The sequence below is a fragment of the Paenibacillus terrisolis genome (genome assembly GCF_056171975.1).
This window is the reverse complement of the sequence record NZ_JBKFGG010000006.1, coordinates 82,627-105,310: the sequence shown is the minus strand read 5'-3', so window position 1 is coordinate 105,310 and position 22,684 is coordinate 82,627. Positions and strand designations below refer to the sequence as shown.

Below are 22,684 nucleotides of genomic sequence, written 5' to 3'. Positions count from 1 at the left end.
TAAAGCGCTTACTTCCTTGAGGGGAGCCATGCCCGCAGGAATGAGCTTGCATGCCCGGACAACCATCCGCGGACAAGCTCTTCAGGGTAGTGTTTCAGGAGGAGATCCGCCCATTTGCCATAATCTCCGGCATGCCGCAAATCGTTTAAATGCGATTCGATCCCGTCGAAATCCGAACCGAACATGATCGTTTTCTCCCCGCCAAGGGAGCAAATTCGTTCGATATGCGGCAAAATATCCATGCCGGACGCTTTGCCCCCCTCCTTGACGAACCAGGGAACAAAGGTGATGCCGATGCGTCCGCCCAGTTTTGCGATCGCCCCAATTTGATCGTCGTCCAAATTTCGGACATGCGAACAAACGTGATATGCATTGGAATGAGAAGCAATGAAGGGTTTGCCTGCGGTCTCGGCCATTTCGGCGAGCTCCCAAAACCCTTTATGCGATAAATGGGAAACGTCTAGAATAATGCCCAACTCGTGGCAAGTCTTGACCAATTCTTTGCCCATCGGCGTAAATCCTTGATTTCTCGACTCCAAAATGCCGTCCGCCGCCCAGTTGGCGTAATTCCAGGTCAATCCGAGCAAACGTACCCCCCGGTCATAACAAGAACGCAGATTGCCAAGGTCGTCTTCAAGCCCGTCCGATCCTTCGATCGAGAGCAAACCGCCTCTCTGCTCCGTCCCCTCTAAAGCATTCAGATCCTCCACCGACCGGATGAGGGTTATCCCCTGCGTCGCCACCTTTTTCTCGAAGATCTCCAGCTGATCCAAAATCAGCTCCATTTTAGGTTCTCCGAGCAGACCATCGGAGAGAAAAATCGCAAAGCACTGAATTTTGACGTTTCCTTGCTCCATGCGTTTTAGCGAGACATCCAATTTTCTGCTTTTCGCAAAGCCTAACTTCGGGTTCAGCGCCATTTTATACAAAACATCGCAATGCAAATCGATCACTTCCATAGCCATCGGCGGCTCCCTCCTCTTTCATTTTTCATAGGCAAATACAAAAAAACCTGTCTACCTAAGTAAACAGGCTTTATCTATTGGGTATTTTTATCTGGGTTCTACGATTAGTTTAATTGCCGTCCGATCCTCGCCGTCAATTACAATATCCGTAAACGCCGGAATGCAAATCAAATCGACACCGCTTGGCGCGACAAATCCCCGGGCGATCGCCACTGCTTTGATAGCTTGGTTGAGAGCCCCTGCCCCAATGGCCTGAAGTTCAGCAGCGCCACGTTCTCTCAGAACACCGGCTAGGGCGCCGGCAACGGAGTTGGGGTTGGATTTTGCTGAAACTTTTAATACTTCCATGGTTAGTACCTCCCTGGGAATAATCGTTTGATTCCACTACTTAGAAGATATTCGTGAGAGCTCAAATAATTCCTTCTTTTTCCCATGCGGGAACTTTGGGGGGACTCGCCATGTCTAGCCGAATAATAATACCCATGGTTGCACCCATAAGGCAGTCGCGTGAAACGTTCTTTCGATCGCTGTTGTTCCCCGATAAACCTAGCAGATCCCTTTGATCAATCCATTTGCCATTCGTCTTCCAGCAGACGGATCTTCTGGATCCGCTTCGCCCGTCCTGTAGAGTCGTCCAAGTCCACCATAACGGCGTGGAAATGCCATTTCCCTTCACAGACCTGAAACCGCACCGGAAGCTGGGTCGTGAATTTACGGAGAACGGCGGCCCGTTCCATGCCAAGCACGCCTTCCCGGGAGCCTACCATTCCGGCATCCGTCATATAAGCGGTTCCTTGCGGCAAAATGATGTCGTCATTGCTCTGTACATGAGTGTGCGTGCCAACCACGATCGAAGCCCGGCCGTCCAGATGCCAGCCCATTGCGATTTTTTCCGAGGTCGCTTCCGCATGAAAATCCACAAGAATGCATTTGTTTTTCTTGGACAGCCGGCCGATGATCTCGTCCGCCGCGCGGAACGGGTCGTCAATCGCCGGCAAAAAGGTTCGGCCCATCAAATTGACGACGGCCAGTTCCTTGCCGTTCGCTTTGATGACCGTATATCCCTGCCCCGGAGTTCCGGGCGGAAAATTAGCCGGTCGCACCATCCGTGGCTCGTCGTCGATAAAATCAAAAATTTCCTTGTTGTCCCACGTATGATTGCCCATCGTTAACCCATGAATGCCTTGGTCAAAAAACTCCTTGGCTATATTGGCATTAATGCCCCGTCCCGCCGCCGCGTTTTCTCCGTTTGCGATGATGATGTGGGGCTGATATTTCGTTTTTAGATGGGGCAGCGTTTCTTTGAGTGCCTTTCTCCCCGTATTTCCGACGATATCTCCAATAAATAAAACTTTAATGGTGTTCCCTCCTCAATTCGGTGCCTCGCAAAGACCGGGCCTTACGAGCAATGAAAAAGCGGCCCGCGAGGGGCCACTTTTCAGCATAACCTTTACTTGGCGTATTCAACCGCCCGCGTTTCGCGGATAACGGTAACTTTGATATGTCCCGGATAATCCAGTTCATTTTCAATCGTTTTCGTAATATCCCGCGCCAAGCGGAAAGCTTCCGCATCATCGATTTTGTCCGGTTGCACCATAACGCGAACCTCGCGTCCCGCTTGAATGGCGAACGATTTCTCGACGCCTTCGAACGACTCGGAGATTTCCTCGAGTTTCTCCAGACGACGGATATACGTTTCCAGCGTTTCGCGGCGCGCTCCCGGTCTTGCCGCCGACAAAGCGTCGGCTGCGCCAACCAGCATCGCAATCACAGAGGTTGCTTCGCAATCCCCGTGGTGAGACGCAATACTGTTGATAACTACAGGATGTTCTTTGTATTTCTTAGCCAGCTCTACGCCGATTTCGACATGAGATCCTTCCACTTCATGATCAAGCGCTTTACCGATATCATGCAGCAAACCTGCACGTTTTGCGAGCGCGATATCCTCGCCCAATTCTCCGGCCATCAATCCGGCCAAATAAGCGACTTCCATCGAATGCTTCAGTACGTTTTGGCCGTAGCTTGTCCGGAACTTGAGGCGTCCCAAAATTTTGATCAAATCGGGATGCAGTGCATGTACCCCCACCTCGAAGGTGGCTTGTTCCCCGTACTCGCGAATCCGTTCATCCACTTCACGGCGGGATTTTTCGACCATTTCTTCAATCCGGGCCGGATGAATCCGTCCGTCAGCCACCAATTTCTCGAGGGCAGTGCGGGCGATTTCGCGACGGATCGGGTCAAAGCCCGACAAAATCACCGCTTCCGGCGTATCGTCGATAATCAGGTCTATCCCGGTCAAGGTTTCCAGAGCCCGGATGTTCCGGCCTTCGCGGCCGATAATCCGCCCCTTCATTTCCTCGTTCGGCAGAGTTACCACGGAAACCGTCGTTTCCGCGACGTGATCGGCAGCGCAGCGTTGAATAGCGAGCGTAATGATTTCACGCGATTTCTTGTCCGCTTCTTCCTTCGCCTGCTGTTCAATATCCTTGATCATCTGCGCCGTTTCATGGCGAACTTCTTGCTCTACGTTATTCAGAATGATGGCACGCGCATCTTCCATACTTAAATTCGAGATGCGTTCCAATTCCTGAACTTGGTTTTTGTAAATCAAATCGATTTGTTGTTGAGTTTCCTCAATTCGTTTCTCCTTGCCGGCCACTTGCTCTTCTTTGCGTTCCAGCGATTCCAATTTTTTATCCAGCGACTCTTCCTTTTGCAACAATCGTCTTTCTTGTCGTTGAATTTCATTCCGACGTTCACGAATGTCTTTATCAGCTTCGGTTCTGAGCTTGTGGATTTCATCCTTGGCTTCCAAAACCGTTTCCTTTTTCAGTGCTTCTGCGTCCTTCTTCGCGTTATCTAAGATTTGACTTGCAGCTTGTTCCGCACTGGAAATTTTAGCTTCTGCAAGAGACTTGCGAATAAAATATCCGATCACGAACCCAAAGAATAAAGCGGCTGCAACGAGAACGATCCAGATTACTGTATCCATCTGTTCACCTCCCCGTTGTTTCCTCCAAGGCATTCCTTGGGATGTTTGCAGTTGTCAGTTACGTTTCACATTCATCATCATACAAAGAATACATTACATGCCGATTCAGTTCAGCTTCCATGCTATGAGCATGACCGTTCCAAGTAATAGGGACGTAATGGCCTTCATGACTGGCGAATAGAATCTTTAAGGAAGAGTTCGTTAATTTGGAAGGAAAAAATGAACTCCCCTTTATATGGACTCATGTTCATTTTATTATTTGACAAAAGAAATTGTCAAGCAATTGACAAGTATCTTACTTGTATGCTCTAATCTTCCTCCCATTCTTCTTCCCAATGACTTCCTTCCATGCGGGCCAACTCGCGAATGACACGGGAAACGACAGATCCTGAATACCCGCGCCGCTGTAAAAAAGAGCCTGTCTTTCGTTTCTTGTCCATCGGTTCGCCCGAGGTGCTCTGCCACTTCTTTACGCCCAGTCCAAGCGCGCTTTCGAATTCGTCATCCTCGCTGACTTCACCGAGCGCATCCTCGATCAGAGGCTTGGAAACGCCCTTTTGACGCAATTCATGGCGAACCCACATCTTTCCCTTTCCGCGATTCTTCACCCGCTGTGAGGCCCATTCCTGAGCGTATGCGGCATCATCAATGAAGCCCTCGGCAGTAAGCCTCTCGATAACGGCATGAATCGTTTCCTCACCCCAGCCTTTTTCTCCCAAGCGGGCGGCAATTTCATAGGCGGTTCGCGGCTTTCGGCTCAGATACAGCAGCGCATCGGCATATCCCCGCTGTCGTTCGTCGGCGGACACTATTTCCTCCAGCTCGCTTTTGGTGAATACTGCTCCCTTCATCATGCGGTATTTGATCATGACATCTTCGTGAACCTCCAGCGTATAAGGCCCAAAGGAAATCCGGTACCGAAATTTGGGCCGCTTCAGCAGCGATACCGAAGTGATCGTCAAATCCGCGTCATCCGGAAAAGAAGACAGTCCGTCCTTTTCCGGCTCGGAGGCTTCCTTGTCCGTATCCGCGCTTCTTGGTGCCGGGCTCCAAAAAGCTTCATCCGAAATGTCAATAATTTCCTCCCCGTTGTTTCGTCCCGCCGAAGAGCCTTGCTGCCGCCCTCTCGGCTTGCCATTTCCATAATCCACGCGGATTCCTCCTGTCTTTTCAGCAAAAAGCGCTCTGCCCCGGCTCACGCCAGGCGTCAGAGCGCCGGTTCATCCATATCGAAATGAAAGTTAAGTGAACTATTTATTCATCCCCAAAAAGCGCCTGCTCTTCCTTCTCGTCCTCTTCCAGCTCGGATGCGGAAGATGGAGCAACGGAAGTCGTCAAATTGCTGGATTCGCGAATCTTCTTCTCAATCGCATCGGCGATTTCCGGGTGCTCTTTCAAGTACTGCTTGGCATTCTCCCGCCCTTGTCCCAAACGGTCCCCGGCATAGGAATACCACGCGCCGCTCTTGTCCACGATATCCAATTCAACGCCGATATCGATAATACTGCCTTCCTTGGAGATACCTTCCCCATACATAATGTCGATTTCGGCTTGTTTGAACGGGGGAGCCACCTTGTTCTTCACAACCTTGATGCGCGTACGGTTACCTACCATGTCGTTGCCCATCTTGATCGTTTCTATACGCCGAACATCAAGGCGAACCGTGGAGTAGAACTTCAAAGCCCGTCCACCAGGAGTCGTCTCCGGATTTCCGAACATCACGCCTACCTTTTCGCGCAATTGGTTAATGAAAATCGCAATCGTTTTGGACTTGCTGATCGCGCCGGACAATTTACGCAACGCTTGCGACATCAGACGCGCCTGCAAGCCCACATGGGAATCCCCCATTTCGCCTTCGATTTCCGCTTTAGGCACCAGCGCTGCAACGGAGTCGATGACGATAACGTCCACCGCACCGCTGCGAACCAGCGCTTCCGCGATTTCCAGCGCCTGTTCGCCCGTATCCGGCTGGGACAACAGCAATTCGTCGATATTGACGCCAAGTTTGCTGGCATACGATGGATCCAACGCATGCTCGGCATCGATAAAGGCGGCTTGTCCTCCGATTTTTTGAACCTCCGCAATAGCGTGCAGCGCTACCGTCGTTTTACCTGAAGATTCCGGTCCGTACACTTCAATAATCCGGCCCCGAGGAAATCCCCCGATACCCAGCGCGATATCCAGGGCGATCGATCCGCTCGGTACGACTTCTACCTGCATATGCGTGGATTCTCCCAGCTTCATAATGGAACCTTTACCGAATTGTTTTTCTATTTGACGAAGCGCCATTTCCAGCGCAGCTTTACGATCTGACAATCAGCTCACATCCTTATCGGAGATAAAAAACGGATTTCTAACTTTTTTAATTGTACCGTGTTTTGGAATGTTTGCCAAGCATTTTTTCGAACATATATTCGCGTTATCTCAACCCTCCCAAACCAGGGACTCATCCCTCCCAAACCCTCCCTTACCGTAAGGGAGGGCCCCAAGGGCTTGCAGCCCTCTGGACTCCCGCAAACTGGACTAACGGGGGAGGCACACAGGCGCTCCTGCTCGCTGTTCCCTGCGGGAATGCGCTTGGGTACGTGCGTGGATCGCTTTTCTCCCCTCCGGGGTACGTCTTACTTTTGATGCTCCCGGGTGACCTGTTTTGGCGAATTGCTTCCTCTTCTTCGGAATCCTGCCGGTAGTTCCACTAACGGAGGAGGCGCACAGGCGCTCCTGCTCGCTGTTCCCTGCTGGAATGCGCTGGGGGCGTGCATGGATCGCTTTTCTCCCCTCCGGGGTACGTCTTACTTTTGGTGCTCCCGGGTGACCTGTTTTGGCGAATTGCTTCCTCTTCTTCGGAATCCTGCCGGTAGTTCCACTAACGGAGGAGGCGCACAGGCGCTCCTGCTCGCTGTTCCCTGAGGGAATGCGCTTGGGTACGTGCGTGGCTCGCTTTTCTCCCCTCCGGGGTACGTCTTACTTTTGGTGCTCCCGGGTGACCTGTTTTGGCGAATTGCTTCCTCTTCTTCGGAATCCTGCCGGTAGTTCCACTAACGGGGGAGGCACACAGGCGCTCCTGCTCGCTGTTCCCTGCTGGAATGCGCTGGGGGCGTGCATGGATCGCTTTTCTCCCCTCCGGGGTACGTCTTACTTTTGGTGCTCCCGGGTGACCTGTTTTGGCGAATTGCTTCCTCTTCTTCGGAATCCTGCCGGTAGTTCCACTAACGGAGGAGGCGCACAGGTGCTCCTGCTCGCTGTTCCCTGCGGGAATGCGCTGGGGGCGTGCATGGATCGCTTTTCTCCCCTCCGGGGTACGTCTTACTTTTGGCGCTCCCGGGTGGCCTGCTTTGGCGAATTGCTTCCTCTTCTTCGGAATCCTGCCGGTAGTTCCACTAACGGAGGAGACACACAGGCGCTCCTGCTCGCTGTTCCCTGCGGGAATGCGCTGGGGGCGTGCATGGATCGCTTTTCTCCCCTCCGGGGTACGTCTTACTTTTGGCGCTCCCGGGTGGCCTGCTTTGGCGAATTGCTTCCTCTTCTTCGGAATCCTGCCGGTAGTTCCACTAACGGAGGAGACACACAGGCGCTCCTGCTCGCTGTTCCCTGCGGGAATGCGCTGGGGGCGTGCATGGATCGCTTTTCTCCCCTCCGGGGTACGTCTTACTTTTGGTGCTCCTGGGTGACCTGTTATGGCGAATTGCTTCCTCTTCTTCGGAATCCTGCCGGTAGTGCTACTAACGGGGGAGGCACACAGGCGCTCCTGCTCGCTGTTCCCTGCGGGAATGCGCTTGGGTACGTGCGTGGATCGCTTTTCTCCCCTCCGGGGTACGTCTTACTTTTGGTGCTCCTGGGTGACCTGTTATGGCGAATTGCTTCCTCTTCTTCGGAATCCTGCCGGTAGTTCCACTAACGGAGGAGACGCACAGGTGCTCCTGCTCGCTGTTCCCTGCGGGAATGCGCTTGGGTACGTGCGTGGATCGCTTTTCTCCCCTCCGGGGTACGTCTTACTTTTGGGTGCTCCCGGGTGGCCTGCTTTGGCGAATTGCTTCCTCTTCTTCGGAATTCTGCCGGTAGTTCAACTAACGGAGGAGGCGCACAGGTGCTCCTGCTCGCTGTTCCCTGCGGGAATGCGCTGGGGGCGTGCATGGATCGCTTTTCTCCCCTCCGGGGTACGTCTTACTTTTGGCGCTCCCGGGTGGCCTGCTTTGGCGAATTGCTTCCTCTTCTTCGGAATCCTGCCGGTAGTTCCACTAACGGAGGAGACACACAGGCGCTCCTGCTCGCTGTTCCCTGCGGGAATGCGCTGGGGGCGTGCATGGATCGCTTTTCTCCCCTCCGGGGTACGTCTTACTTTTGGGTGCTCCCGGGTGGCCTGCTTTGGCAGGATTCCTTCCTCTTCTTCGGAATCCTGCCGGTAGTGCTACTAACGAGGGAGTTACACAGACGATCCTGCTCGCTGTTCCCTGCGGGAATGCGCTTGACCTCGGCTTGTGACACACTTTGGCTCCCCTGAATTCACCCGCGGCAAGCCCTGCAGCTCCCGCGAAAGCCGGAGCTGCAGGGGCCACTGCCCCTTCCCCCAACCGTGCAAACTGCAGTTGCCCATGCGGGCAAATCAAGTTTGGCGTTCTCCTTAAGGGGGATGCGTTATCGAAGATAGCGCAGATTGCCGGTTTTCGGTGAATACAGAGCGCAGCGGGCCGTTTGAATCTGAAGAAGCGTCAGCGTTCGCCTTTGCAGCCGGATTATTACCCTATTGGAATTTATAAAATCAAATAATCCGGCTGCAACAGCGATCGTAAGATCAAACGGTGTGCGGAGCGGCCAATATTCACCAACTTCACAGCAAGCTGCAATTTTATCAACATCCCCCCTCTTCAAAAAACGCCAAACAAAAAAAAGAACCGCAGCACAACTGGACAGTTTGCTACGGTTCTTCCGTATCCAAATTATAACAGGAAAAGCTCCCCGCGCGCAATACCGCGTTACGCCTCAGGCAGATCCTTAAGCTGTCTCCACAGACGGTACAGCAACGTCTTGACCGTGCGGATCCGCACGGTTTCGCGGTTGCCTTTGATGTTCAGCTCGTGAACCGCAGTTTCCCCGCCACGGCGCGAAATGGCGATATACACGAGCCCCGCGGGCTTGCGTTCGGAAAAGCCCGGTCCGGCTACGCCGGTAACGGACAAGCCAAAGTCCGTGTCCGAAAGCTCGCGCACCTGCTCCGCAAGCACACGAGCCGTTTCGGCACTGACGGCGCCGGGGGCATCGGGGCCCTCCAACAGCTCGTGCGGCACGTTCAACAGCTTCTCTTTCATCGCGTTGGAATAACACACGATGCCGCCGCTAAAAACGGCAGAGCTTCCAGGAACCGACGTAATCGCGCCCATCAGCAGGCCGCCGGTGCAGCTTTCAGCCGCGCTCAGCGTCAGACTCCGCCGAGTCATCATGTCGACGATCACCTTTTCGATCGGTATGTCCGTATCGGCATACAAATGCTCGGGGAGCCGGGAAGCGATCTCCGCTTGAAGCGCGTCCAGCTTAACCAGCGCCTCCCTTTCGCTTTTCGCCTTGGTGGAAATCCGGATCGTGACCTCTCCCTCCTTGGCGTAAGGCGCAACGGTCGGATCACTCTGCTCTTTGATAAGATCAAGCAGGCTTGTCTCCAGCGCGGATTCACCGATACCGGCGAACTTCAACATTTTGGAGAAAATCGGCATTTCCTCCGTCAGCACATGGCGCAGAATCCACGGCTTCGCCTGATTTTCGAACATCGGCTTCATTTCTTTCGGCGGACCAGGCAGCACGATATAAAACTTCTCGTTCGCCGAGACAGCGTTGCCCACCGCCAGCCCGGTTTCGTTCGGCAGCGGCGTTGCCCCCTCGATCGAGAGCGCCTGGCGCCGGTTATTTTCCGTCATCGGGACGCCCCGCCCCTGAAAGAAGCGATCCACATTCTCCATGGCGTCCGGATCGATATGCAAGGTTCGTCCAAGCACGGACGCCAGCGCGTCCTTGGTCAAATCGTCCTGCGTTGGTCCAAGGCCTCCCGTAAAAATCAGCACATCGGCCCGGGATGAAGCCGTTTCGATCGCCTGGGCCAACCGGTTCATGTTGTCGCCGACCACAGTTTGAAAATATACGTCAATGCCGAGAGCCGCCAGCTCCTGCGACAAATATTGAGCGTTGGAGTTCACGATTTGTCCAAGCAGCAGCTCGGTGCCGACAGCGATGATTTCCGCTTTCATTCTCTCACATCTCCTTCAGCTTAGCTTAGGCTCAAGCCGCATGAACAAACTTAAGCTTTGGAAAAAGAAAGCACGCTTTTATTTTTAATAAAGTAGTCAACGCCGGAATAGATCGTGATGATCGTGGCGATCCAGATCATGATATCGGCAAACGGAATGCCCAGCCACTCGAACGGAAAATTGTTCAGCAGCAGCGCCGAAATCGCAATGATCTGCGTGATCGTTTTGGCTTTGCCCCATTTGCTCGCCGCAATAACGGAGCCTTCCAGCAGCGCCACTTCGCGCAAACCGGTGACGGCGAATTCCCGGCTGATGATAATGACGGCGATCCATGCGTCGCATTTGCCCAGCGCAACCAGTGCAATCAGCACAGCGGCAACGAGCAGCTTATCCGCTAACGGGTCCAGCAGCTTGCCGAGGTTCGTGACCAGGTTGTACTTGCGGGCGATATAACCGTCAATCCCGTCCGTGCTGGCCGCAACAATAAATAAAATGGCAGCAATCAGCTGATTCACCGGCAGCGAATAAGCGCCCGCCGTAAGCTCATGGGACAGCCAGCCGCCGTGGAGCAGCAGAAACAGCACCATCAGCGGAATCATAAAAATACGGGTTAGTGTAATTCGATTGGGCAAATTCACGAGACAGCCTCCCCGGACAAATCGTATTCATAAGCATGCGTAATTCGCACTTTCGTCATTTCGCCAATAGCGGCGGAACAATTCGTAACAAACACTTCCCCGTCGATCTCGGGAGCGTCGAATTGCGAACGCCCTACGTAGATATCGCTGCGGCCGTCATCGCGCTCAACCAGAACATCCAACACTTGTCCGATAAATCTGCCGTTGTTATCGTTCGCAACGGAGCGCTGAATTTCCATTAGCGTATTGGCGCGCCATTCCTTGACGTCCTCATTCACCTGGTCGGGCAGTCTGGACGCGGGCGTATCTTCCTCTTTTGAATAGGTGAAAACGCCCAGCCGGTCAAATTTGACTTCGCGGACAAAATCGCACAAGCGCTCAAAATCCTCCTCGGTTTCCCCAGGGAACCCGACGATCAGCGACGTGCGCAGAGATACGTTCGGAATGCGGGCGCGGATTTTGGAGATCAGCTCGCGAATATCCCGGTTTCGCCCCGGGCGGCGCATTCTTTTAAGGATGGAATCCTCGCTATGCTGCAGCGGCATGTCCACATATTTGCAAATTTTCGGATTCGCGGCCATCACTTCAATTAGTTCATCGGTAAAAAATCCCGGATAGGCGTAGTGGAGACGGACCCATTCGATTCCTTCAACCTGACTCACTTTATCCATTAGCTCGGCCAATTTGAATTCGCCGTACAAATCCGTTCCGTAGTTCGTGGAATCTTGAGCGATCAGGCTGATTTCCTTCACACCCTGGGCAGCCATCTGCTTCACCTCAGCCAAAACCGATTCGATCGAGCGGCTGCGGAAATTCCCGCGCATGATCGGAATGCTGCAGAAGGTGCAGTTGTTGTCGCAGCCTTCGGCGATTTTGACATAGGTCGTATACTGCGGTGTCGACAGCTTGCGCGGCATAGCCTCTTCGTAATTGAAGACAGGATTGCCTACATAGACCGGTTTTTTGCCTTTAAGCGCTTCATCGACAATCTGGTTGATGTTGTGAAAATCGCCCGTTCCGACGATTCCGTCGATCTCCGGCATTTCATCCATCAGTGCTTGTTTATAACGCTGCGTCAGGCAGCCGGATACGATCAGCGCCTTCAGCTTGCCCGTTTCCTTCAGTTCGGCCATCTCCAGGATCGTATTGACCGATTCCTCCTTGGCCGCATCGATGAAGCCGCAGGTATTGACGATAATGACCGTTGCATCTTCCTGCCGTTCCACCAAAGAATAGCCGCGCTGATCCATGAGACCCGACATCATTTCGGAATCGACGAGATTTTTCTCGCAGCCCAGCGTAACGATTTTGACTTTTTCATTCATGTGCGATTTCCCCCATCAAGTTCGAGCACAAGTTACCATTTTTTTCTCTACAAGTATAATATCCGAAGGGCATAGTGTCAAAAATGCGAAAAGGTCCCAACATGCACCATGCGGCGCTGCAGGAGACCTCTTTAAGCCGGTCTATTTGAAGTTGGTGAACTGCACGTCGACGGTCAAGTCGGCTTTACGGATCATTTGCATAACCTCTTGCAATTCATCCTTGCTTTTGCCGGTTACCCGAATTTGATCGCCTTGGATTTGGCTTTTGACTTTCAGCTTGGAATCGCGGATCAGTATGTTGATTTTCTTGGCGTTCTCCTGATCAATCCCCTGCTTCAGATTGATGCGCTGGCGCACCGCTCCCAGAGAAGCCGGTTCGATTTTTCCGTAATCCAGGTTTTTGATCGGCAATCCTCTTTTGATCATTTTGGACTGCAGGATATCGATCACAGCGTTAAGCTTGTATTCATCGTCGGACAAGATTACAAGCACGTCCTTTTCAACCTTGAGCTCGCTTTTGCTGCCCTTGAAATCGAAGCGGCTGGCAATCTCCCGCTCAGTTTGGTCAATCGCGTTGGACAATTCCTGCATATCCATTTTAGATACCATATCGAATGAGCTTTCCGAAGCCATAATTCACATTCCTTTCTGACGTAACTATATAAATATTACTAATATATTCCTTCATTATATGTAAAATTTTTCGCAAAGTCGAGCCTTCGCCTAGCGCAAGCAAAAAGGCATCACAAAACCTCTCAGGTTCCATAATGCCTTGAATCATCTTGCGTATTCTTATTGGCCGTCACCGGAGTTGGCGCCATCTACACCCGTATCCGTTCCGTTCCCCGTACTTCCATCCACGGAGCCGTCCGTGCCGGCAGTATCCAGATTCAGTAAAATTTTAGTCGTCGTTTTGCCGTCGGTGACCGTTTGGCCGCCTACGGCAATGGAGGTATACTGGGAGTTCCCCGAAACAATATAGATTCCTTCCGGTCCAAGTGGATAGGTCAATACATCGCCATCTTTCGTATTATCGAAGAAAAGCTTTTCTCCGTTTTTATCTCCTTTACGCACTTCCACCCAACTCTTGCCGGATGCCGTAATCACGACGTCAACAGGCGTATCTCCAGCACCTTGCACCTTGAATTTAGTGGTACTTCCAGACTTGCCGTCCGGAGCGATCACAATGGACTGAGGCAATCCCGAATCCGTGCCTGTATCCGTGTCGGTACCCGCATTATCCGTTCCACCGTTCGTTCCGTTTCCGGATTGGCCGTTGTCGGCCGCATTATCGCCGGTCTGGCCCGAGTTGCCCGAATTTCCTGCGTTCGTTCCGTTCCCGGCCGCATTATTACTTCCGCTGCCCGGTTTATTTTCGTTTTGGGTCACCGGCGTCGGATCGGGTTGATTATTTTCCGCCGTTTGGTCGGACTTGCCCCACTGCGTGAAATACAAGTAAATGACAACCAGGATCAACACAGCAAAAGACCACATCAACGTGGTCGACAGCCATCTCGAATTTCGCTCTGTATGCGTTCTGCTGCGCCGTTTTTGCATAACGGGCTCCATCGTAGGTTCAGGGGCGACAGTCGGCACATTTTGCCGATGCTCCGTCAAGAGTTCGTCCGCATCCAGTCCAACTGCTTCCGCATAGGTTTTGATAAATGCCCGTACGTAAAAACTGCCTGGCAAAACTTTATAATCACCCGATTCGATGGCTTCCAAGTATCTTTTGCGAATTTTTGTCATCTCTTGTACATCTTCCAGCGAATAACCTCTGGCAAGGCGGGCTTCCCTTAACTGCTGGCCCAAATCCGACACGACCATCACCTCCTGCAAACTTTTAGATTTTTGATTCATATTCATAGTGATGCGTCTTCCGCTAACGGAAGGCGCCAAAAGGGCTCGTATTCAAAATTGAACGAATAAAGAATTCCGATTACAGTTCGTCCGTATAAATCGTCGTGAACGTATCATAAACGATTTGCTCGTCCGGATTGTTACGCAATTCTATAATTATGTCAAAATTGTCATAGGTATATTCCGATTCTTTGACAAAAACATCGGGATGTTCGATGACTTTGGTTGACGGCATGGCCATCAACTCCTGGAGCAGTTGGTGATGCCGTTCATTGGAACGCAGCGTGCTGATAATTCCGTCAATAATGAATACGTTATGCGGGTTAAGCTCATCTTCGGAGAGCTGGCTCCGGACTGTTTGCCGCAGAAGCGTAGACGACACGAAAGTCCAACGTTTCATGGCGCAGACACTTCCGGCGATGATTGACTCCGTTTTGCCTACACGAGGCATGCCGCGCAAACCAATCACCTGGTTTCCTTCTTTTTTGAAAACCTCGCCTAAAAAATCAACCAATATTCCCAGCTCATCGCGGGTAAATCGGAAGGTTTTGCGATCATCCGAATCCCGGTCGATATAGCGGCCATGCCGGACCGCCAGTAGATCAACGAGACGAGGCGAACGCAGTGCCGTCACCGTAATGCTGTCCACTTTGCTGAGCATTTTGCTGACCTGTTCGATTTTCTCGTCGTCATCGCTTTCCAGAAGCATTCCCCGGGTGATATCCTCTACACCGTTAATCGTCAATATGTTGATTTCCAGCATACCGAACATGGAAGCGATGTCGCCAAGTAATCCCGGACGATTTTTATGTATTTTATATTCCAGGTACCATTGCTTAAGTTCCATCGAAGACACCCTCTTATGCCCTATAGCCAACTTTCGACAAAATAGGCCTAAATTCCTGCTCCCTTTTTTGAAAACTTTGGAAACCCTTCCTAAGGAAGTGTAAAAATAAATTCGTACTTGTTTTATGATATATAAAAATTTTTTGAAAGGCAAGGGAAAGCAAAAAATGGAGGAAAAGCTCCCGGTTACGGGAGCTTTTCCAATGTAAACTATGCGTTTTTCTTCGCCAGCTTGACCATGAGCCGAGCGATTGTTCTTCGTTCTTCCTCGGTTCCCACATCCCAAATTTCCTTCAGAGTCCGGTTCGATTCGTTTTGGGGATCGACCTTGTCGTCCAGAAATCCGCCGATTTCATAAGCAAGATTTGAGATAGCCTCATCGCTGAAACCGGCTTTTTCGGCATGTTTAACGCGTTCACCCAGGAACTTTTTCCAATTATCGAAATTTTTCAGTGCTGTTGACATGCTTAAATCCTCCTTCGATTGACGATTTAATATCAACAGTCGTAATATGCGTATTTTCCGGAAACCTTATGCGTACCGCCAAAACCTAACAAATGCCGGTTCTGCCAAATGCCTAAGCACTGCGTTACGTGAGCCAGCCGCCGTTTGGACTGATAACCTGTCCGGTAATGTAGCCCGATTCCGGCAAAGCCAGGAAATAAACGAGCGAAGAGATTTCTTGCGGCGAGGCGAGACGTCCCGCAGGAATTTCCTCTTCAAGCTGCCGCATTTCATCCTCATCGAAACCGCCCATCATGTCGGTCTTCACAGCTCCGGGAGCTACGGCGTTGACTGTAACACCCGACGGAGCCAGCTCTTTCGCCAGCGCTTTCGTAAAAGCGTTTACCCCGCCTTTGGCTGCGGAGTAGACGACCTCGCAGGAGCCGCCGGAAATTCCCCAAACCGAGGAGACATTAATGATACGGCCAAAGCGCTGACTGATCATCTCCGGCATAAACAGCTGGGTGCAGAGAAAAACGCTTTTCAAATTGACATTCATCACTTCATCCCATTCGGTTTCCTCTAAATCGGAAAGGAGTCCGTAATGGGAAATTCCCGCGTTGTTCACTAAAATATCCGGCTGAAGGCCGTGGCTTTGCAGCCGCTCCTTCATCCGCTTGATCTGTTCCATGTCTCGAAGATCCGCCGTAACCGTATATACTTTGGCTCCCAGATCCATACATTTGCGGGCGACTTCATTGGCCGCTTCATGCGACTTCATATAATGAATGATCACGTTCATGCCGACCGAAGCAAAACGCAACGCCACTTCTGCGCCGATCCCCCGGCTTGCTCCGGTTATCAGCACGGTCATATCCGCGAGATTTTTCCCCATCCCATGATCCATAGACATTTACGGGCTCACCACTAACGATACGGCCATTTGATTCCAATCGATATGCTCGCGGAGCCGGCTGTTGACTTCTTCCAGAGTCAGCGATTCATAAATCGACTGAACGGCGAACAGGTCGCCGCCACGGAAACGGTAGCGGGTAAATTCATTGGCGATATTTTCGGGGGAGTTCAGCATACGCAAAAATCCGCCGATTTTCTTTTTGCGGGTGCGTTCAAAATCCTCTTCCCGGAATCCGGAAGCGAGCACCGCGTTGATCTCTTCCTTGATGATGTCCAGCAAACGGTTCGGGTCGCTGGTATCCCCGCCGATCGCGGAAAATGCATAGTTCGGGTTGCTGTTGTACTCATGGCCGAAGCTGTCGGAGATCAGATCCATATCGTATAGCTTCTGATACAGCTTAGTGCTGCTTCCAAGCAGCAAATCGAGCGCAAACTTGGTGGCCAGATCCCTGCGCAGCAGTTCTTCGCCGGTGAGTCCGAGCTTCGTCTCTTTGAAGCCAAACAAGCATTTCGGCAGCGATACCGGAAGCTTCGACTCCCGCCGTTTTTCGCCAACTTCGCTTGGCTCGTTCTGAAACAACCGGGCAATGTCGCCTTGCGGCCCATACGTTTTGTTCGCCTGATTGTCCCGAACCAATCGGAATACCTCGTCCGGGTCAACTCCGCCGACGATAAACAGCAGCATATTGCTCGGATGATAAAAAGCGTTATAGCATGTATACAGCGTTTCTTTTGTAATCGTCCCAATCGATTCCACCGTTCCGGCAATATCGATCCGAACCGGGTGCACTTGATACAATGCTTCGATCAGGCCGAAGTAAACTCTCCAGTCCGGATTGTCGCGGTACATGCCAATTTCTTGCCCGATAATTCCCTTTTCCTTATCCACGTTTTGATCCGTAAAATAAGGATGCTGCACAAAATTGATCAGCGTTTCGAGATTAGCCTGAATATTTTCGGTTGCCGAAAACAGGTAAACCGTTTGGTCGAAGCTAGTAAACGCATTGGCGGACGCGCCTTGGGAAGCAAACGTGGCGAAAATATCGCCTTGCGGCTCTTCAAACATTTTGTGCTCAAGAAAATGGGCGATTCCGTCCGGTACCGAAATCTCTGCTTCTCCTTCTACCCGGAAATGGTTATCGATCGAACCGTATTTCGTGGAAAATGTAGCATACGTTTTCTGGAATCCCGGTTTAGGGAGCACATAGACCTGAAGTCCGTTGTCCATTGTCTCGTGATACAAGGTTTCTTTCAATGCTTCATAGGTGATCGCTTCCAAGGACTACCCCTCCTTCTGTCCTGTTAAAAAGTAAATCGTATCCAGTTCCACCGTATTCGCCGCTTCTACCACATCGCTTGGAGTAACGCGTTCAACTTGAGCCAGCAATTCTTCGGCAGGACGATCTTTGCCGGAGAGAATCCGGTTGAAATCATAGGAGATCATTTCAAAGGCGGAATCCTGAATTTCGAGCAGGCTGTTGCGAAGCATCGCTTTCGTCTGCGACATCTCCAGTTCGCTGATCTCGCCGCCGCGCAGACTTGCAAGCTGCGCCTGGATGATCTTCAGCGCTTTCTCGTAATTTTCGATTTCAATTCCCGCTTGAATGCCGATGATTCCTTTATGGCCGTCGAACCGGGAAGAGGCATAATAAGCCAAACTTTCTTTCTCGCGCACATTGATAAACAGCTTAGAATGCGGATAGCTGCCCAAAATACCGTTATACAGTAAAACCGAGGCGTAACGGTCATCCGAATACGTAATCGGCGTTCTAAGCCCGAGATTCAGCTTGCCTTGATTCACGTCAAGCTCTTCTTTAATCGTGCGGACTTCCCGAATGTTGAATTCACCGCGTTCAGGAACATATTCCGGCGTCGCCGTACGGTTCAAATGAAACTCGCGTTCCACAAGCTCCTGAACTTCCGCCAGCGTCGTATCCCCGGCAACATATAAATCGAAGCTCGCCTGCTGCAGCCAATTCCGGTATGCCGCATAAAGGGATTCCGGCGTAATTCCGTCCAGATCGCTCCGTTGTCCCAACGAATGCAGCCGATACGGATCGCCGCGGAACATTTCTTCCGTGCAGCGCTCAGCCGCATAACGGATTTTATCGTTTATGATCGCCTCAAGTTTTTTGCGAACGCCCTCGCGTTCCGTATTTACGTAAGACGACCGGAAAACTCCATTTTCCAGGGCGGGTTTAGTAACCACTTCTCCAAGGAAAGAAAACGTCTTCCCCAGTAAAGATTCTTTGCTCTGGACAAACGAATCGTTAATGGTATCCATGCGAAACTGGACAATCTGATAATTGCCCCGTTTATAGACATCAAATCCGAATCCGGCTCCGTACAGATCCTCAAGCTGTTCGCGAAATGTCGTCGTTTCGGGATAGGATTCCGTTCCCCGACGCATCACAAACGGGGTCAGCGCCGTAGTGCTTACCGTATCCTCGTGAAGCGGAATTCCGGCATATAAAGAAACCGCAAATGTTTTAAATCGGGTTGTAGGAAGCACGTGAATCCGGATATGGCCCACATTGCCACGTTCAAAAACCGTCTTGTTCAAGACCAAAACTCCTTTGCAAGAGACTTTTACTACACTTCTTATGAAACTTTACAATATGAAATTCAGTTCCATTCTATACCAATCTAAAGTAAAGAAGCAACCGGCTGGACAAGTCGGCTGCTCCTTGATCTATGCGGGTTTTCACATACAGAAAATATGCTCGCCGATGGTCTTAACCTGAGGGCGGGACCAAATCCATTTGGAAGTTGCGGTCGCCGGGTTAAAATAATAAATGCATCCTCCGGTTGGATCCCAGCCGTTGAGCGCCTGCTGTACCGCCTTCCGGGCGGTTGCGTTAGGCTCCAGCCAAATTTGTCCGTCCGCGACGGCCGTGAAGGCCCCTGGCTGAAAAATCACACCTGATACCGTATTCGGAAAGCTGGGCGATTTCACCCGGTTCAAAATAACGGCCGCAACGGCTACTTGGCCTTCAAAGGGCTCGCCTCTGGATTCCCCATAAACGGCATTGGCCATAATCTTCAAATCATTCGCCGATAAACCCATCGCGTTGGAGGGGGCGAGCCCGGACGATACCGTTTTGGGCTTGGTGCTTGTTGTCTTCCCGCTGGATGGTTTCCCCGCGGCCAATTCCGAACCCGGACGCCAAGCCGTGGTCGCATTATACAGCTTGAGCTTGGTTTTCGCTCCGGCGAGACCGTCCGGGGGCATACCGAATTCCGATTGAAACCATTTTAAGGATCCTTGCGTTTTCGGCCCGAAATAGCTGTCCAATTTCCCGTTATAAAAGCCTAAGTATTTCAACCGGCCCTGAAGCTCGTAAACATCCTTGCCAAAAGCTCCATATTGGATGACTTGATTGCTGAACGCAGGTTTTACCTCCTGCGCGACCTCGTCGTGTTGGTTGTTTACGCCAAAATGGCTCCGAAGCGAATAAGCTCCGTACAAGGTTCCGAACAAAAGCAGCACTAAACCGGCAGCAAACCAAATTTTCGCTTTATAATTCATACGTTTAGCTCTACCTTTCTTTAGAGGATTAACATGGATGGGTAACTTTAGTATGACAAGCAAAGTCCCTTCCTATGCACCGGCAGAAGTAAGACAAACGGCCCGGTTTTGCGAACGCTTGGCCAATCTGAAACTAAAGGATGCGAATAATAAAACACAAAAGAGCCAAGCCGTATGATTCGGCTTGGCTCCTTTAATTCTGGTGTTTCGTATCTGGCGGAAAATGCTATTGATTCATCTTTCCCGAAGTTTATTACGACGGGATTTTCCCCATTTTGTATTGTTCGATGGACATAAGCACTTCCCGCGGCTTGCTGCCTTCGTAAGGTCCGACGATTCCTCTGGCCTCCATCGAATCGATCAGTCGCGCCGCCCGGGTATACCCCACGCGCATGCGCCGCTGAAGAAGCGATACCGAGGCCTGCTTGGCCTCAAGAACGATTTGCACCGCCTGATCGTAAAGCTCGTCAAGCACCTCTTCATGCTCCTGAACTTCATCGTCGATTTCCGGAACGAGACTTTCGTCGTATTCCGCTTGGCCTTGCTCACGGACATAATTCACGATCGCTTCCACTTCCTGATCGCTCATAAAGGCGCCCTGTACCCGAACCGGTTTCGAAGCGCCCATCGGCATGAAGAGCATATCTCCACGGCCAAGCAGCTTTTCCGCCCCGGCCATGTCGAGAATGGTACGCGAATCCACCTGAGAGGAGACGCCAAAAGCGATCCGTGAAGGAATATTCGCTTTGATGACCCCGGTGATGACGTCAACCGAAGGGCGCTGCGTGGCGATGATCAGATGAATGCCGGCCGCGCGGGCCATCTGGGCTAGGCGGGCGATCGCATCCTCCACGTCGCTGGCGGCGACCATCATCAAATCGGCGAGCTCGTCCACGATAACGACAATGTAAGGAAGAATGGCGTCCGGATTGTCCTTCATCAGCAGGTTATAACCTTCTACGTTGCGCGCACCCGATTTGGAAAACAGCTCATACCGTTTTTCCATCTCGACGACGATCTTTTTCAGCGCCAGCGAAGCCCTTCTCGGATCGGTAACGACCGGCGCGAGCAAATGAGGAATCCCATTATAAACGTTGAGTTCGACCATTTTCGGGTCAACCATCATGAACTTGACCTCATCCGGTTTGGCTTTGTACAAAATGCTGGCAATGATGCCGTTAATACATACCGATTTCCCGGAACCGGTTGCCCCAGCGACGAGCAGATGGGGCATTTTCGCCAGGTTACCGACGATCGTCTGCCCGGAAATATCTCGTCCAAATGCGATGGACAGCTTGGATTCGGCTTCCTGGAAGGTTGGCGTCTCCATTACTTCGCGCATAGTAACAAGCGAGACCTCATTGTTCGGTACTTCGATGCCGATGGCGGATTTACCTGGAATAGGCGCTTCCATGCGGATATCTTTGGCTGCCAGCGCCAACGCGATATCGTCGGTCAAATTCACGATCCGGCTGACCTTAACGCCGATATCAGGCTGAATTTCATAGCGCGTAACCGCTGGGCCTCGCACCACTTCAAGCACCTTGGCCCTTACGCCAAAGCTCTCGAGCGTCGCCTCCAGCTTGCGGGCCGTCTGCATGTAATCGGCTTGATCGCCCGATTTGCCGGAACCGGCCGGCTTCGAGAGCAAACGGAACGGCGGCAGCTTGTACGGCTTTGGCGCCGGTTTAGGCGCAGGAGGAGGAGCGGTCTGCAAACTTTCCGAGCCCTCCGGAAGTTGGGCTAACGGGTCCGATGATTCGTCATCCGCCGAATCATCGATGTCCAGTGCATGAATGCCCTCAGCGATGTTGGCTTCCCCCGCGGGAGGGTTGGCATCGAATCTCTCGCCGTCCGCTTCGTCTTCATGGTAAAGACCTTCCCGCTGAATATTATCAAAGAAATCGCGAATGATCGGCCCCGTGTCCGAAACGTCTTTTTTATCTTCATGAGATAAAGAATGCAAAACGCCACTGCCAAGTGCATCATGAACATCCTGGCTATTTCTGCCGGCATAGTCCAAATCATTCCAATTAATAGCCTCCATGCCGCGATGTTCCATGTCCTCCTCACCTTCCGGTGATAGAGCGGGTTTTGCTGTATTTTCCTCCGTACTGCGTCCTTTAAAGCCAAGCAATTGGAAAAATACCGGTTTCTTGCGCGGCTCCAGCGCCCGTTCTTCTTCATCGTCTTCCTCATCGGCCAAATTGTCGGAAGATACGGGCTTGGCGGCGTTTTTGGATTTGTTGATTACCGGAACAGGGCGGAGCATGCGCATTTTTTTGCCAAACTGCTCACCCAGCCCGCTAAGCTTGGAACTAAACAAACGAACCAAATCCACATAAGATAACCCGGTTACCAGCATAAAGCTGATGGCCAGTAAAACGATCATAATCAGCTTGGCTCCGGCCATGCCGAATAATGAGTACAGCAAGGCAAACTCAAGCCCGCCGACGTAACCGCCGCTGATATCAAGTCCCAATAAACTGAAGCCGTTGCCGACCTCGGCAGCGGGATGGAATAACGCGCCCTGCAGATCTTGATGAATTTGCGACATGATGTGGCCGGCCGTCAAAGGCACCGTCGGCACCAGCTTCTGCTGCATGGCCGAAATCGTGCTCATGAGCGTCAGCGCCAGAACCCCGAGCAGCACGCCGGTGCGTCTTGTATTCCATCTCGACGGCCATTTGCGGTTGATCATCACGGCCAGTCCTATGTAGATGCCAATAACAGGAATCACGAAATAAAACTTGCCGAGAACAAGCGCCGACATTTTGGACAATGTTCTTCCGACGGCCGCCTCCCCGGACAAGGCGATAATCGACAAAGTGATCAGGATGATCCCATAGATTTCATATTTCAGCATGCTGCCAAGAGCAGCCTTTTTCTTCTTCCGTTTCCGTGCCAAACGAAGATCACCCCCCAGATGAATAT

Annotated in this window: 18 protein-coding genes; all 18 read right to left on the bottom strand. The window is 51.8% G+C overall.

Annotation, left to right across the window (positions count from 1 at the left end; all coding sequences use genetic code 11):
* Positions 1–8: 8 nt before the first annotated feature.
* Positions 9–965, bottom strand: coding sequence for a dipeptidase (locus ACI48K_RS08110; RefSeq protein WP_475027078.1), 957 nt, complete (start codon positions 963–965; stop codon positions 9–11).
* An 87-nt stretch (positions 966–1,052) separates the two neighbouring features.
* Positions 1,053–1,313 carry a stage V sporulation protein S gene (locus ACI48K_RS08105; RefSeq protein ID WP_006286829.1) on the bottom strand — a complete coding sequence of 87 codons (261 nt, stop codon included), beginning with the start codon at positions 1,311–1,313 and terminating at the stop codon, positions 1,053–1,055.
* Positions 1,314–1,528: 215 nt separating this feature from the next.
* Positions 1,529–2,323, bottom strand: a complete 795-nt coding sequence (locus ACI48K_RS08100; protein WP_475027304.1) for a TIGR00282 family metallophosphoesterase — start codon at positions 2,321–2,323, stop codon at positions 1,529–1,531.
* 92 nt (positions 2,324–2,415) lie between these two features.
* Entirely contained in the window at positions 2,416–3,957 is a 1,542-nt protein-coding gene (rny, locus tag ACI48K_RS08095) for a ribonuclease Y (RefSeq protein ID WP_475027077.1), read from the bottom strand.
* 308 nt (positions 3,958–4,265) lie between these two features.
* Positions 4,266–5,108, bottom strand: coding sequence for a regulatory protein RecX (locus tag ACI48K_RS08090; protein WP_475027076.1), 843 nt, complete (start codon positions 5,106–5,108; stop codon positions 4,266–4,268).
* A gap of 103 nt (positions 5,109–5,211) precedes the next feature.
* Complete coding sequence (recA, locus tag ACI48K_RS08085; RefSeq protein ID WP_475027075.1) at positions 5,212–6,273, bottom strand: recombinase RecA; 1,062 nt, start codon at positions 6,271–6,273, stop codon at positions 5,212–5,214.
* Positions 6,274–8,930: 2,657 nt separating this feature from the next.
* Positions 8,931–10,193: a competence/damage-inducible protein A gene (locus tag ACI48K_RS08080; RefSeq protein ID WP_475027074.1), complete on the bottom strand. Its 1,263-nt coding sequence runs from the start codon at positions 10,191–10,193 to the stop codon at positions 8,931–8,933.
* Positions 10,194–10,243: 50 nt separating this feature from the next.
* Entirely contained in the window at positions 10,244–10,831 is a 588-nt protein-coding gene (gene pgsA, locus ACI48K_RS08075) for a CDP-diacylglycerol--glycerol-3-phosphate 3-phosphatidyltransferase (RefSeq protein WP_475027073.1), read from the bottom strand.
* A complete protein-coding gene (rimO, locus tag ACI48K_RS08070; protein WP_475027072.1) occupies positions 10,828–12,156 on the bottom strand; it encodes a 30S ribosomal protein S12 methylthiotransferase RimO in 1,329 nt (442 codons plus the stop codon). Before rimO ends, pgsA begins: the two co-directional genes overlap by 4 nt.
* A gap of 141 nt (positions 12,157–12,297) precedes the next feature.
* Positions 12,298–12,789 carry a YajQ family cyclic di-GMP-binding protein gene (locus ACI48K_RS08065; protein WP_475027071.1) on the bottom strand — a complete coding sequence of 164 codons (492 nt, stop codon included), beginning with the start codon at positions 12,787–12,789 and terminating at the stop codon, positions 12,298–12,300.
* A 159-nt stretch (positions 12,790–12,948) separates the two neighbouring features.
* Positions 12,949–13,983, bottom strand: a complete 1,035-nt coding sequence (locus ACI48K_RS08060; protein ID WP_475027303.1) for a RodZ domain-containing protein — start codon at positions 13,981–13,983, stop codon at positions 12,949–12,951.
* Positions 13,984–14,095: 112 nt separating this feature from the next.
* Positions 14,096–14,863 carry a DUF3388 domain-containing protein gene (locus tag ACI48K_RS08055; protein ID WP_475027070.1) on the bottom strand — a complete coding sequence of 256 codons (768 nt, stop codon included), beginning with the start codon at positions 14,861–14,863 and terminating at the stop codon, positions 14,096–14,098.
* Between the two features lie 209 nt (positions 14,864–15,072).
* Positions 15,073–15,327, bottom strand: a complete 255-nt coding sequence (locus ACI48K_RS08050) for a DUF3243 domain-containing protein (protein WP_475027069.1) — start codon at positions 15,325–15,327, stop codon at positions 15,073–15,075.
* A 124-nt stretch (positions 15,328–15,451) separates the two neighbouring features.
* The gene (gene ymfI / locus ACI48K_RS08045) at positions 15,452–16,219 is read right to left on the bottom strand and encodes an elongation factor P 5-aminopentanone reductase (RefSeq protein WP_475027068.1); all 768 of its coding nucleotides are present in this window, start codon (positions 16,217–16,219) and stop codon (positions 15,452–15,454) included.
* Complete coding sequence (gene yfmH / locus ACI48K_RS08040; RefSeq protein ID WP_475027067.1) at positions 16,220–17,500, bottom strand: EF-P 5-aminopentanol modification-associated protein YfmH; 1,281 nt, start codon at positions 17,498–17,500, stop codon at positions 16,220–16,222.
* A 3-nt stretch (positions 17,501–17,503) separates the two neighbouring features.
* Positions 17,504–18,784, bottom strand: a complete 1,281-nt coding sequence (yfmF, locus tag ACI48K_RS08035) for an EF-P 5-aminopentanol modification-associated protein YfmF (protein ID WP_475027066.1) — start codon at positions 18,782–18,784, stop codon at positions 17,504–17,506.
* 141 nt (positions 18,785–18,925) lie between these two features.
* Positions 18,926–19,750: a spore cortex-lytic enzyme gene (gene sleB, locus ACI48K_RS08030; RefSeq protein ID WP_475027065.1), complete on the bottom strand. Its 825-nt coding sequence runs from the start codon at positions 19,748–19,750 to the stop codon at positions 18,926–18,928.
* 253 nt (positions 19,751–20,003) lie between these two features.
* Entirely contained in the window at positions 20,004–22,658 is a 2,655-nt protein-coding gene (locus ACI48K_RS08025; protein WP_475027064.1) for an FtsK/SpoIIIE family DNA translocase, read from the bottom strand.
* Between the last annotated feature and the right edge of the window lie 26 nt (positions 22,659–22,684).

Excerpts from the sequence above, each read along its gene's own strand:
- ACI48K_RS08080 (WP_475027074.1), bottom strand. The coding sequence starts at position 10,193 with ATGAAAGCGGAAATCATCGCTGTCGGCACCGAGCTGCTGCTTGGACAA.
- ACI48K_RS08110 (WP_475027078.1), bottom strand. The coding sequence starts at position 965 with ATGGCTATGGAAGTGATCGATTTGCATTGCGATGTTTTGTATAAAATG.
- ACI48K_RS08065 (WP_475027071.1), bottom strand. The coding sequence starts at position 12,789 with ATGGCTTCGGAAAGCTCATTCGATATGGTATCTAAAATGGATATGCAG.
- sleB (WP_475027065.1), bottom strand. The coding sequence starts at position 19,750 with ATGAATTATAAAGCGAAAATTTGGTTTGCTGCCGGTTTAGTGCTGCTT.
- ACI48K_RS08055 (WP_475027070.1), bottom strand. The coding sequence starts at position 14,863 with ATGGAACTTAAGCAATGGTACCTGGAATATAAAATACATAAAAATCGT.
- rny (WP_475027077.1), bottom strand. The coding sequence starts at position 3,957 with ATGGATACAGTAATCTGGATCGTTCTCGTTGCAGCCGCTTTATTCTTT.
- ACI48K_RS08105 (WP_006286829.1), bottom strand. The coding sequence starts at position 1,313 with ATGGAAGTATTAAAAGTTTCAGCAAAATCCAACCCCAACTCCGTTGCC.
- rimO (WP_475027072.1), bottom strand. The coding sequence starts at position 12,156 with ATGAATGAAAAAGTCAAAATCGTTACGCTGGGCTGCGAGAAAAATCTC.
- ymfI (WP_475027068.1), bottom strand. The coding sequence starts at position 16,219 with ATGTCTATGGATCATGGGATGGGGAAAAATCTCGCGGATATGACCGTG.
- ACI48K_RS08050 (WP_475027069.1), bottom strand. The coding sequence starts at position 15,327 with ATGTCAACAGCACTGAAAAATTTCGATAATTGGAAAAAGTTCCTGGGT.
- ACI48K_RS08060 (WP_475027303.1), bottom strand. The coding sequence starts at position 13,983 with ATGGTCGTGTCGGATTTGGGCCAGCAGTTAAGGGAAGCCCGCCTTGCC.